The organism is Spirosoma pollinicola, assembly GCF_002831565.1.
Lineage (GTDB): Bacteria > Bacteroidota > Bacteroidia > Cytophagales > Spirosomataceae > Spirosoma > Spirosoma pollinicola.
On the sequence record NZ_CP025096.1, the window covers coordinates 7,074,175 to 7,086,364 of the forward strand.

General features: G+C 43.7%; 10 protein-coding genes and 1 other annotated feature. Of the genes, 5 read left to right on the plus strand and 5 right to left on the minus strand.

Translation table 11 applies throughout. The features are described 5' to 3' along the window. Positions 1 to 49: 49 nt before the first annotated feature. Complete coding sequence (gene thrC / locus CWM47_RS29805) at positions 50 to 1,357, minus strand: threonine synthase (RefSeq protein WP_100992222.1); 1,308 nt, start codon at positions 1,355 to 1,357, stop codon at positions 50 to 52. Positions 1,358 to 1,496: 139 nt separating this feature from the next. Here thrC and pruA point away from each other — a divergent pair, with 139 nt between their 5' ends. Then, a complete protein-coding gene (gene pruA, locus CWM47_RS29810) occupies positions 1,497 to 3,128 on the plus strand; it encodes an L-glutamate gamma-semialdehyde dehydrogenase (protein ID WP_100992223.1) in 1,632 nt (543 codons plus the stop codon). Between the two features lie 385 nt (positions 3,129 to 3,513). Further along, positions 3,514 to 3,791, plus strand: a sequence feature (16S ribosomal RNA rRNA prediction is too short). A 551-nt stretch (positions 3,792 to 4,342) separates the two neighbouring features. Here the strand turns inward: pruA and tyrS are convergent. The 3 genes from tyrS to CWM47_RS29825 form a co-directional block, all read right to left on the minus strand. Then, positions 4,343 to 5,644 carry a tyrosine--tRNA ligase gene (gene tyrS / locus CWM47_RS29815; RefSeq protein ID WP_100992224.1) on the minus strand — a complete coding sequence of 434 codons (1,302 nt, stop codon included), beginning with the start codon at positions 5,642 to 5,644 and terminating at the stop codon, positions 4,343 to 4,345. A gap of 115 nt (positions 5,645 to 5,759) precedes the next feature. Next, on the minus strand, positions 5,760 to 6,989 hold the full coding sequence (locus CWM47_RS29820; RefSeq protein ID WP_100992225.1) for an S-adenosylmethionine:tRNA ribosyltransferase-isomerase: 1,230 nt from the start codon (positions 6,987 to 6,989) through the stop codon (positions 5,760 to 5,762). Beyond that, entirely contained in the window at positions 6,982 to 7,491 is a 510-nt protein-coding gene (locus CWM47_RS29825; RefSeq protein WP_100992226.1) for a hypothetical protein, read from the minus strand. Before CWM47_RS29825 ends, CWM47_RS29820 begins: the two co-directional genes overlap by 8 nt. A gap of 198 nt (positions 7,492 to 7,689) precedes the next feature. On the opposite strand from CWM47_RS29825, the gene CWM47_RS29830 reads away from it, so the two are divergent. The 4 genes from CWM47_RS29830 (at position 7,690) to CWM47_RS29845 (ending at position 11,576) form a co-directional block, all read left to right on the plus strand. Beyond that, positions 7,690 to 8,256 carry a cob(I)yrinic acid a,c-diamide adenosyltransferase gene (locus tag CWM47_RS29830; RefSeq protein ID WP_100992227.1) on the plus strand — a complete coding sequence of 189 codons (567 nt, stop codon included), beginning with the start codon at positions 7,690 to 7,692 and terminating at the stop codon, positions 8,254 to 8,256. 160 nt (positions 8,257 to 8,416) lie between these two features. Further along, positions 8,417 to 9,487: a branched-chain amino acid aminotransferase gene (locus CWM47_RS29835; protein WP_100992228.1), complete on the plus strand. Its 1,071-nt coding sequence runs from the start codon at positions 8,417 to 8,419 to the stop codon at positions 9,485 to 9,487. Between the two features lie 140 nt (positions 9,488 to 9,627). Further along, on the plus strand, positions 9,628 to 10,806 hold the full coding sequence (locus CWM47_RS29840; RefSeq protein ID WP_240625521.1) for a hypothetical protein: 1,179 nt from the start codon (positions 9,628 to 9,630) through the stop codon (positions 10,804 to 10,806). A gap of 194 nt (positions 10,807 to 11,000) precedes the next feature. After that, positions 11,001 to 11,576, plus strand: coding sequence for a nuclear transport factor 2 family protein (locus tag CWM47_RS29845; protein ID WP_100992230.1), 576 nt, complete (start codon positions 11,001 to 11,003; stop codon positions 11,574 to 11,576). A 7-nt stretch (positions 11,577 to 11,583) separates the two neighbouring features. Here the strand turns inward: CWM47_RS29845 and CWM47_RS29850 are convergent, their stop codons facing one another. After that, on the minus strand, positions 11,584 to 12,168 hold the full coding sequence (locus CWM47_RS29850; protein ID WP_100992231.1) for a hypothetical protein: 585 nt from the start codon (positions 12,166 to 12,168) through the stop codon (positions 11,584 to 11,586). Positions 12,169 to 12,190 lie beyond the last annotated feature (22 nt).

Sequence of the window (12,190 nt, forward strand, 5' to 3'; positions counted from 1 at the left end):
AAAAATGGCCCTATTCATCCAAATGGGGCCATTTTTGTGGATAACTTTATTAAACTGTTTGCAGAAATGATTCCTTGAATGCTTCATACTCTGCGGGAATGGGGATACTTTTCTTTGAACGGTGAGCTAATTCAGCTAATCGTTCAGGAACTTCGACTGGATGTCCAAGCACTTCTTCAACGAGTGGTTTAAATTTCGAAGGATGCGCCGTAGCTAGGGAGATTCCCATAACATCTTGCTGACTGTCTGTCATGTAATCTTGTAAACCCATGATACCAATAGCCGTGTGAGGACAAGACACATAATTGTACTGATCGTAAATACGCTTCATACCAGCACGTGTTTCTTCGTCGTCATAAAAATAGCCAGAAACATTCGTTTTAAATTGGTTGTAATCGTAATTGTACAGATGAGCCAACCGAACAAAATTGCTGGGACTACCCACATCCATAGCGTTTGAAATAGTTGCAACGGAAGCTTGAGGTAAATAATTACCCGATTTTAGGTAACTGGGAACTACATGGTTAAGATTAGTCGCAGCAACAAAATGAGCTACTGGCAAGCCCATTTTTTGAACCATAGCTCCAGCACTTAAATTGCCAAAGTTTCCACTTGGTGTGGAAAAGACCACCGGCTTGCCATAATGTTGGACCTGGCCATAGGCGCTCACATAATAGAAACCTTGTGGAATAAGTCGAAATATATTGATAGAATTGGCAGATGACAAAGATAAATGCGCATTCAGTTCGGCATCAACGAAGGCTTGCTTTACAATAGCCTGACAATCATCGAACGTGCCATCCACTTCAAAAGCCTGAATGTTTCCACCCAGAGTTGTTAACTGTTTTTCCTGTAATTCACTTACACGACCACTCGGATATAAAATCGAAACCCGAACACCCGGAACATTATGAAAGCCCATGGCAACAGCTCCACCTGTATCTCCTGATGTGGCGACTAAAATGTTAACCTCCTTGTCACTCTGTTTAGAAAAATAGGACATAAGTGCAGCCATATAGCGAGCACCAACATCTTTAAACGCTAATGACGGACCATGAAACAACTCCAAAACGCTTGTTTTACCAGATTCAAGCTGAATAACAGGTGTTTCAAAAGGGAATGCATTATGTGTCAACTCCTCCAGATCAGCTTTATTAATTTCATCCCCAAATAAAGCATAACTAATTGCGAAGCCAATATCGGCCAAAGATTGGTCGGCAATGGCTGTGAAGAAGTCAACGCCTAGAGTAGGTAAAGGGGTTGGCATGTAAAGCCCCTTATCAGCAGGCATACTTTGGAAAAGGGCTTGCTTGGTGGATACAGTCGACTGTGGACTGTTTGTGCTGTAAAAACGCATAAACGAAGTCAAAATAAGGCTACAAAGTACGTTAAATCAATGTAATGAATTGAGTAGAATAGCGTAAAATGTGGAAAACTATTGTTGATTAGTGGATAAGTAGCGTAATACCTAAATTTGTAAAAACTAACACTTCATTATGTCATTCGGATTTTTCAACGTGCCAACACCGGTAAACGAACCGGTAAAAGAATACCGTCCTGGTTCGCCGGAACGTGAAGTCATCAAAAAAGCTTTAGCTGAATTTCGTTCTCAGGAAACGGATATTCCAATGTATATAGGGGGAGAAGAAGTACGCACTGATCGTAAACTCCGTGTTGCGCCCCCACACGATCATCAGCACACATTAGGGTATTTCTATGAAGGCGATGCAACGCACGTTGAAAAAGCGATACAGTCAGCATTAGAAGCGAAAGAATCTTGGGCCAACTTATCCTGGCAGCATCGAGCAAGTGTGTTTCTGAAAGCCGCCGATCTGCTTGCTGGCCCGTATCGTGCTCAAATCAATGCGGCTACAATGCTTGGACAATCGAAAAATGTGTATCAGGCAGAAATTGATTCCGCTTGCGAACTGATCGACTTTCTTCGATTCAACGTTCATTACGCGACAGATATATACAAACAGCAACCCAGTTCATCGCCAGGAGTGTGGAACCGGTTGGAATACAGACCACTCGAAGGGTTCATATTTGCACTAACGCCCTTCAATTTTACGGCGATAGCCGGTAATTTGCCAACATCTGCCGCCTTAATGGGAAACACAATTGTTTGGAAACCGGCGTACTCACAAGTCCTTTCGGCTAAAGTGATCATGGACGTGCTTCGGGCAGCAGGACTTCCATCTGGCGTGATCAACTTGATTTATGTAGATGGACCCGTTGCGGGAGAGGTAATTTTCAATCATCCTGATTTTGCCGGAATACATTTTACGGGTAGTACGGGTGTGTTTCAAAAAATCTGGGGTACAATTGGCGCAAACATTCACAAATACAAAACGTATCCACGTATAGTAGGGGAGACGGGCGGGAAAGATTTTGTTATGGTTCACGTGTCGGCAAACGTCGATGAAGTGGCAACAGGATTGGTACGGGGCGCCTTTGAATACCAGGGCCAAAAATGCTCAGCAGCCTCAAGAGCTTATATCCCTACTATACTTTGGCCAGCCGTAGAAGCTAAGATAAAACAGTTCTTAAGCGAAATAAAAATGGGCGTGACCGAAGACTTTTCCAACTTCGTCAACGCTGTTATCGATGAACGTGCTTTCAAGAAAATTACTGCCTACATCGACGAAGCCAAAAAAAGTGAAGGCGTGGAGGTAGTAGCAGGTGGAAATTATGACGGGTCAAGAGGCTATTTTATCGAACCTACAGTATTAAAAGTAAATGACCCGAAATACCGTACAATGTGTGAAGAGATCTTTGGACCCGTCTTATCGATACATGTTTATGAGCCCTCGGAATTTGAAAATGTGCTTCAAATCTTGAATACTACTTCGCCATACGCACTAACAGGATCCATATTCGCGAAGGATAGATATGTAATTGAACAGGTAACAAAGACCCTTCAAAATGCCGCTGGTAACTTTTATATCAATGATAAACCAACAGGGGCCGTAGTTGGACAACAACCATTTGGTGGCGCGAGGGCGTCAGGAACAAACGATAAAGCTGGATCAGCTCTGAACTTATATCGTTGGGTATCAGCACGTACTGTTAAGGAAACCTTTGTTCCACCAAAATCATACGAATATCCGTTTCTTCAGGAAGAATAATATTTCAAAAAAGTTTTAAAGAATGCTTGCGTAAAGGAAATTAAACACCTAATTTTGCACTCCCAAACGACGAAAGAGTAAGCGGATTTAAAATCTAATTGCTTTTTAGTCAACGAGTTACAAATGGGAATTTTAAAAGTTGATGAAAAATAATTTCAACTTTTACTTGACAAGAAAGAAAGAGTGTTGTACCTTTGCACTCCCAAATATAAGTAAGGCCAACAACGGTTGGCCTCAATCTCGAAAGAGAGACAGTTCTTTGACGTATTGACATCAATAGGTTAGCACTATTTAAGGCTATAAACATCGTGACTACTTCAGTGGTCACACAATTATTTACGATGGAGAGTTTGATCCTGGCTCAGGATGAACGCTAGCGGCAGGCCTAATACATGCAAGTCGAACGGTTCGCAAGGACAGTGGCAAACGGGTGCGTAACGCGTAAGCAACCTGCCTCATACTGGGGGATAGCCCGGCGAAAGCTGGGGTAAACCCGCACGGTCCCGTGTGATCACCTGGTGATACGGGTAAACATTTATGGGTATGAGAGGGGCTTGCGTCTGATTAGTTAGTTGGCAGGGTAACGGCCTACCAAGACGATGATCAGTAGGGGTTCTGAGAGGACTAGCTAGCTAGTCGTAAATAATTGTGTCACGCCAGTGGCGTGACTGTCTTGTTCAACCGACGACCGAAGTCGTGAAGTTGAGTTGTTTATTGTGCTGACCGTTTGTCAAAGAACTTGGCGCCTGACCCGTTGGTCGAAGCGTTGTTGAGGTGTCGTTTAAACCAGTTAAACTGTGTCTCGTTGTTTGGGAGTGCAAAGGTACACTTTATTTCCCGATTGTCAAGTAAAGTTGAAGTTATTTTTAAAACTTACTTTTTCAACTTTTCCTGTCAACTGATTGATAACCAAAGCGTTGAACTTGTTTTCTCAATCATTCCCGATATTTGGGAGTGCAAAGGTACGAGACGTTCGTTAGTTTGTCAAGTAAATCTGAAAATAAATTTTGACATTGATTCTCAGCGAGTTGCACTTAATGAGCTGATAGTCAATGACTTGCGTCGTTGTTGTCAACTCATTCCCGATGTTTGGGAGTGCAAAGGTAGGTTCATTTTTGCCTTCTGTCAAGACCTGTCTTGAAAATAATTGGGGGACTGCCGAAGATCATTCGGTAATCCCCCCAATCTCAATCACTTAACCAATGAAAGTTTTTCTAAACTTTTTTCAACAGATGATTTTTTTTACCTTTTGATATTAGCACATAACGCTCCTGGAGCCATTCTAAGTCAACTGAGGCCGCAGGATCGACTACTTTGGTTTTATTTATGCTTACGGCATTTTGTGTAATAGCACGACGCGCTTCGCCTTTAGATGTATAAACTTCTCCCCTACTGGCTATTGATAACAGGTCCGTTATATCTTTACTATTAGCTAATTCGTCAGCCGAAATCTCCGTTTGAGGTACTCCTTCAAAGATAACATCAAACTCATCGGCCTGAATAGACCGTAACGTTTCGAGCGTGGCTTTGCCAAAAAGTACTTCGGATGCTTTTACAGCCAGATCATAGCCAGCTTGAGAGTGTATCCGAATCGTTACTTCTTTGGCAATAGCTTTCTGTAAAATACGCAAATGGGGTGCTTCGGTATGCTGTCGTTCCAAGTCTTCAATTTCCTCTCTTGGCAACAAGGTAAATACACGTATCAGGCGCGGACAATCGGCATCAGTCGTGTTGAGCCAGAACTGGTAAAATTGATAAGGCGATGTTAAAGCAGGGTCAAGCCAAACGTTACCACTTTCTGATTTTCCAAACTTGGTTCCATCTGCTTTGGTTACCAATGGTGTTGTCAGGGCAAAAGCCTGGTATTCTTCCCGCAGATTCGTCTGACCGCTTTCTTTGCGTCGTATTAACTCAGTTCCGGTTGTGATATTCCCCCACTGATCGGAGCCACCCATTTGTAAGCGTACACTTTTGTTATTGTAGAGCCAGTAGAAATCATAGCCCTGTAATAACTGGTAGGAGAACTCAGTGAAGGAAATGCCCGTTTCAAGCCGTTTCTTCACCGAATCTTTGGCCATCATATAATTGACACTAATGTGCTTGCCCGCTTCACGCAGAAAACCCAGAAAGGAAATTTCCTTGAACCAGTCGTAGTTATTGACCATCTCGGCGGAGTTAACTCCACAATCGAAATCAAGAAATTTAGTTAGTTGCTGCCGGATGCCTTCCTGATTGCGCCGTAAGGTTTCTTCGGACAAAAATTCACGTTCAGAAGCTTTACCCGACGGGTCACCGATCATACCAGTGGCACCACCAACCAGAGCAAATGGTTTGTGACCTGCCCGCTGTAGATGAACCAGCAGCATTACAGTTGCCAGATTACCAATATGGAGTGATGCCGCCGTAGGATCGAATCCGATATAGCCAGCGGTGATTTCTTTCTGTAGTTGTTCTTCGGTGCCGGGGGTCATGTCGTGCAACATACCACGCCAGCGGAGTTCTTCAATGAAATTCATACATGTAAACGAATGAAAGAGTGAGAAAGTGAATGAGTGAAAGACCGCTCGGTTACGCTCTTTAGCTCTTTAGCTCTTTAGCTCTTTCACTCTTTGAGTTTGCAAAATTAACGGTTTATGGCAAAAGCAGGGACGAATCGCCGTAACTCAGGAAACGATAATCTTTATCGAGTGCTTCCTTATATATACGCTTCCAATTATCGCCAATCAGGGTAGCAATGAGCAAAATCAATGTTGACCCCGGCTGGTGGAAATTAGTAACGATTCCTTTGCACATCCTGATTCGATAACCGGGTGTAATATAGATACCGGTATGCGCGACAACTGAGTCCTTATCAGCCATAATCAGGTAGTCCAGAACAGCACGTAGTGAATCGGCTATGCTCGGTTGCTGATCTGTCGGAAGTTGATAGGCATAATGCTGATCGAGTTGAAATGGGTCTGCTTCGTTTCGTAGTAGCTTAGTTCCTATCCAGTATAAACTTTCCAACGCCCGCATAGATGTCGTACCAACCGCAATTATGGCGTCACTATGACTGAGTAAATGGTGTAGATTTTCTCGTGTGTAGACAACCTGTTCGGTATGCATCAGATGCTGCCGAACATCCTGGGCCTTGATCGGCTGAAAGGTTCCGGCTCCCACATGTAACGTTAGGTAGTCAAACTCAATATGACGTTCGGTAAGTCCGTCAAATATTGCCGGTGTGAAATGCAGTCCGGCAGTGGGCGCGGCCACGGCTCCCTCCGCTTTTGAATAAACAGTTTGATAGGTATCCCGATCTGAGTCTGTTACATCACGTTTAAGATAGGGCGGCAACGGTATCTCACCCGCGTACTGAATCAATTGAGCAAACGTCAACTCGGCGGGTTGCCAGCTAAGCCGGACGGCCGACTGTTCATAGTCGTGCCATGAAGCCATAAGCGTAACGTCACCCGATGGCGTTGGAAAGGTTGTTATCAGGGTTTCGCCAAGTTTCCAGCGTTTGCGGTTTCCAATCATGCCCTGCCAGATGGCCGAACCGGTTGCCTCCATCGCAGATGTGATTGGTGGTAATTCTCCGCTTTCCTTGTCTGGGTATGGATTTAATAAGAACAGCTCGATGATAGCGCCAGTTGTCTTTGTAAAATAAAGCCGTGCTGGTATAACCTTCGTGTTATTAAAGACCAGAAAGCTGTTTTGAGGCAGCAAACCGGGCAAATCCGAAAATTGTAGATGGCTAATCTGCCCATGCTGATAAACGAGTAGTTTCGATGCGTCGCGCTGGGCTAATGGAAAGCGAGCAATACGATCGTCGGGCAGTTCATACTGAAACTGACTCAACAACAACTCATTCATTTCAGTCATCGTCACTGGGTTTCATGGACAAACGGATTGGCAGGGATGCAACTACTGCAAGTAAAATAAAAATGCTGAGCGGCATCAGCCACGCATATTCAATAGGTCGAATTGGGCGGTCTGACCGGTTAAGGAACGAAAGAACGAGCAACCCCAGGGCCAATACAGTGATTATGGCCGAGTTAAGCAAGCTGAACCAATCCTTGAAAACAAGGTTCAACTTTGACCGACGAGCTTCCCAGGCTGCTTTGTTAGGGACTGGTATCTGGGCTGTCGGAATCTTCATGAACAGACGGGCAATCAGGTTGATCATTGTATTACTGACCAGGAAAATACCAATCGCCAAATAAAAAATGACTTCGCGACTCATGGTTTGAACAGGGTGGTTCAACTCATCGAAACGCACAACAACCTGATCGGGATACGAAATGTAACTACTGAATAGAGCAAATAAGAATCCGGCGATGGAAACAATGCGCCATACCCGGATGAAAAAAGGACCTGCTTTCATTTAAATGACCGGGTCGCCGGTACGATGAATAAGTGAATGAGCGAATGAGCGAATTCCATCGCTGGATAGCACTCTCTTCTAACAATCACTTTATGAAATTTACGTTTAGCTTTTTCAAATCAGGGCGCAAAGGTAAGGCCAGAACGGTGGAAATCCGTTAGCTTAGCCATTTGTTGAGCATTTTGGTTTAAGTATAGTATGAAGATTTACACAAAAACAGGCGATAAAGGCCAAACCGCCTTAATTGGTGGGCGTCGAGTGAGTAAAAGCGATTTACGAATTGATGCCTATGGAACAGTCGACGAACTCAATTCGTGGATTGGTCTGGTACGTGATCAGCCAGTCAATATAGTTCGCCGGGAGTTATTGAAAGAAATTCAGGATCGACTATTTACAATTGGATCCGAACTGGCAACCGATCCGGAAAAGGCGCCGAAGCGTGTGATGCCCACTATCGCACCCGATGATATTATGCTTCTGGAACAGGCAATGGATACTATGGATGCTGAACTGCCCGAATTACGCGCGTTTGTATTGCCGGGTGGTCATGAATCTGTTTCATTCTGTCACCTTGCCCGGACAGTTTGCCGCCGAGCTGAACGTAACATTATAACGCTCAATGAACAGGCCCTTACTTCGGTCGATACTGTTGATGAACTGGTTATGCAATACATCAACCGACTATCTGATTATCTATTTATGTTGAGCCGAAAAATGGCACAAGAATTGAACGCAGAAGAAGTAACCTGGAAACCAAGGACGTGATTTTGAATGCAGCTAATCATATGCCATATCTTCAAGATATGGCATATGATTAGCTGCATTCAAAAAAAAGTTGTCTTGACAACTAAATTTACTCAATCTAATTTTTTAGCTTTGCCACAGCCTGTTCACAAGCGGGCTAACTCATTAACCACAAGCTGTTATGACGACGGACGTATTACAAATTGAATTGCGAAAAGCGGAACGCTCACGCATTCAGGAGGTAGACTTCAATCACCTGCCTTTCGGCAAACATTTCTCGGACCACATGTTTGTGGCCGATTTTATAGATGGTCAGTGGCAGAATCAAATGATTGTGCCGTTCGACAATTTCACACTAAGCCCTGCCCTGTCGTCGCTGCATTATGGCCAATCCATTTTTGAAGGCATGAAAGCGTTCAAAAATGAGGCTGGTGAGGTGTTCCTGTTTCGCCCTTATGCGAACTTTGAACGCATCAACGAATCTGCTCGACGTATGTGCATGGCTACGCTCCCAGAGGAAGTATTTATTGGTGGCCTGGAAGCACTTTTGCGCGTTGATGCTGATTGGGTACCCGGTACACCTGAGAGTTCGCTCTACGTTCGCCCGTATATGTTCGCTACAGACACGTATCTGGGTGTTGCTCCATCAAAAACGTACCGTTTCTGTATTTTCACCTGCCCCGTTGGTGCTTATTATTCGAACCCGCCGAAGCTGAAGGTTGAAACTGAATATATCCGTTCGGCACCGGGTGGTGTTGGTTATGCGAAATGTGCCGGTAACTATGGAGGCTCGTTATATCCAACCTTGATGGCACAACAACAAGGCTACGACCAGTTGATCTGGACCGACGCCCGCGAGCACAAATACATTGAGGAATCGGGCACAATGAACATCATGTTCATGATTGATGGTAAATTATTGACCCCGGCCACGTCTGACTCAATCCTGAAAGGTGTTACCCGCGACTCGATCATCAAAATTGCCCGCAGTTGGGGTATCGAAGTTGAAGAACGGCTGGTTTCTATTGATGAACTTATCAGTGCCATCGAATCAGGTCGGCTGACCGAAGCATTCGGCGCCGGAACAGCTGTTGGATCATCCCCATACTCACTCATCGGGTATAATGGTAAAGATTATATGCTGCCCGAATTTGCACCCGAAGATTCATTCGCCGTCCGTATCAAAGAGTATCTCTCCGATCTTCGCACTGGCAAAGTAGCAGACACCTTTGGCTGGATGCATCAGGTGTAGTAGTATGTATTCCTTTATATAGAAAGCCCCGACTATCTGATCGGGGCTTTTGAATTTATAATGTACTTATTAAGGATAAAATTAAGCAAGATATTTATTGACATATTCTGTGATTATATTGTTTTAATACGTTATTTGGTGTGACTATCTTTACTTTCACTTTCCACTCACGTGTTATGCATCGTCTTGCCTTTTTAGTTGGCATATTGTCTGTTCTTAGCCTGAAAACCTCAGGACAAATTTTTGTTTATCAGGAAAAAGACGGCAATGTGTTTACAAGTGTGGATTCTTATAGCCCAGGCAAAACAAACACTTATACGAAACTAACTTATTTGGGTAGCCCTTTTCTTACGTTTCCAGTATGGCAACCGGGTAAGATTCGTCTGGACATGGAGGGTAATGTTCTTGATTGTCAACTAGCCTATAACTTGAATACTAATGAAGTCCTGTGTCGTTTTGAGGGCGATTCGGCAGTTAAAACGGTTACGCCAGCTGTATTTTCAATCAATAATACGGAGTTCGTTCGTTATCAAAATAGCCTTATGGGCATAGACTATCGGCTATATTATTCGATCATTCATAATGGGCCAACCAAGCTCCTCAAAAGTTTGAGTAACCAGTTGGGCTATATGAATAGCGAAGAACAGATACGAGTTAGAAGTTATAGAGATTTAAATCTCAGTGGTTCTTATCGGATCATAACGAAGTATTTTATTCAGAAAGGAAATGGTGAGCCCAAACTTATTAGTCTATCAAAAAAGTCGCTCATGGATGCCCTTGCAGACCAGGCATTTGCGCTTGAATCAAAAATTCCAACCAAATCATTGACGACCAATGAGGTTATCGACATCTTAAATCACTATGATTCATTAGTGGCAGAAGCCAGAATAAATCGGGCTCACTTAAGCAAGGAAGATGTATTCAGACAGATTTTCCAGAATAAAATTAGTTACCCAGGCTGGGTTGGAAATCAGGGGATTTATGGTCGCATTTATGCCGGGTTTGATATTGATTCGCTGGGTTATGTCAAAAATGTAGTCATTCTAAGTCCGGACAATATTGGGTTTGGCTTTACATCTGAGGCAAAAAAAGCATTAGAGACAATGTCTAATGTCGCTCCGGCTTTTCAGGGCAGGTATGCACTTCCTGTTACCTTCACCTATGAAAACGCTAAAGAAAAGACAGGCCCACATATTCCCGTCAATCGGTTGCCTGATGACCGGCTTAACAAGCGAACTGTACTGGAAGAAGTTATTGTGCCATTTACTACCAACAAAGCCGGAATAGCCAGTAGAGAGGTTTGGGGGTATTATAAATGACAGGCAAACATCACAATTAAGTTTGTTTGGTCAAGAGTTTGCCACTAAACTATTACTTGCTCGCAGTAGGATGAGCGTTCTTTCTTATAAGAACAATAAATGGATTGGCTGTTATTCAGAAAAAGAACAATAGGCGTAACAGTTACCGGTTACTAAACTGATTGATAATCAGTTTAGTAATTTATTATACATTTATGCAGGTCTACTTAATGACCTGTGTAGATATGAAATATAGCCTATTAATCATCCTGCTGATTCTTTATTCGGAGTTGACATCGGCACAATCAACCAACCTTCCTACAAATGTAGTTTCCCAACTCGACAGTATGGAAAAGGCTATGTTTATTGCCTCACAGAATGCAGATGCCTTCGGGAGCCTCATGGGTAATGACTACATTACAATCAATGCTGATGGGGTTATGGCAAACAAAACTCAAACGTTGGAGGCAGTGCGTACCCACCCATTACCCAAAGCGGACATAGTACTATCTGACAACCGACAGCGTGTCTATGGTGATTTAGCAATTCGTACAGGTCGGGCTAAAGCGTACAAAGCTGGCTTACTTCTAGCTGATTTTATGTACACTGAAACGTGGATATACCGAGACGGCCGCTGGCAGTTTATTGGGTGGCAAGGTACAATGGCAGGAGTGCCCAGCTATTATGGCGTGTTAATTACGTTAGTGCTTACCTCTATTATCGCTGCTGTGCTATGGTGGTTTATGAAACATCGGATGAAACCAAGACGACACTCTCTCAGTCAGGATTGACTCCAAATCATTTTACTGAAGCTGTCGCGGCACCACTTGCCGAACCAATCTTGACCTTCAAACCGAAATCTTTGCCTTTCGAAACGTCTTTTAACGAAATGTTTTCACCGGTTGAACCTGCCCAGACGGCCCCACCCGCAGTAGGTTTCGAGGCACCGTAGCGAGATGTAAAATAAGTCTCCAGTTCTTTTTGATACTCATTAACCGATTGACGGCTATTCAGAAACAGATCGACATCGATCGATGATACCTTATTATTTTTTTGATAATAGAGCATGTCGGCCGATTCGAGATTTGTCAACTCAATGGTATAGCCGATGTGGTCGGCATCACTCTCGAATGATTCCCCTTTTTCGGTCACTTTCACTTTCGCAAATTCGTCGCCGAGGTTAATGCCCCGCCAGTGACTCTCAGCAGTCAAACCGAGTTCGGCTAAATGACCAGAGATAGTTAGACTGGCCGCAGTTTTAGAAGCCAGTCCTGTTGTTGATGTCGAATCTGTTATTTGTGAATTAGCCTGTTGCCGACTACGGCAAGCCTGTTGATGTAGAGAAAAACTGAGTACTATAAGGAGTAAACTTATTCGTTTCATAGGGTCCTGGTTAATATACTTG

What these genes read in the sequence shown, in the direction of transcription:
- CWM47_RS29830 (WP_100992227.1), top strand. Translation starts at nt 7,690, where the DNA reads ATGAAGATTTACACAAAAACAGGCGATAAAGGCCAAACCGCCTTAATT.
- CWM47_RS29835 (WP_100992228.1), top strand. Translation starts at nt 8,417, where the DNA reads ATGACGACGGACGTATTACAAATTGAATTGCGAAAAGCGGAACGCTCA.
- CWM47_RS29825 (WP_100992226.1), bottom strand. Translation starts at nt 7,491, where the DNA reads ATGAAAGCAGGTCCTTTTTTCATCCGGGTATGGCGCATTGTTTCCATC.
- thrC (WP_100992222.1), bottom strand. Translation starts at nt 1,357, where the DNA reads ATGCGTTTTTACAGCACAAACAGTCCACAGTCGACTGTATCCACCAAG.
- pruA (WP_100992223.1), top strand. Translation starts at nt 1,497, where the DNA reads ATGTCATTCGGATTTTTCAACGTGCCAACACCGGTAAACGAACCGGTA.
- CWM47_RS29845 (WP_100992230.1), top strand. Translation starts at nt 11,001, where the DNA reads ATGCAGGTCTACTTAATGACCTGTGTAGATATGAAATATAGCCTATTA.
- CWM47_RS29820 (WP_100992225.1), bottom strand. Translation starts at nt 6,989, where the DNA reads ATGACTGAAATGAATGAGTTGTTGTTGAGTCAGTTTCAGTATGAACTG.
- tyrS (WP_100992224.1), bottom strand. Translation starts at nt 5,644, where the DNA reads ATGAATTTCATTGAAGAACTCCGCTGGCGTGGTATGTTGCACGACATG.
- CWM47_RS29850 (WP_100992231.1), bottom strand. Translation starts at nt 12,168, where the DNA reads ATGAAACGAATAAGTTTACTCCTTATAGTACTCAGTTTTTCTCTACAT.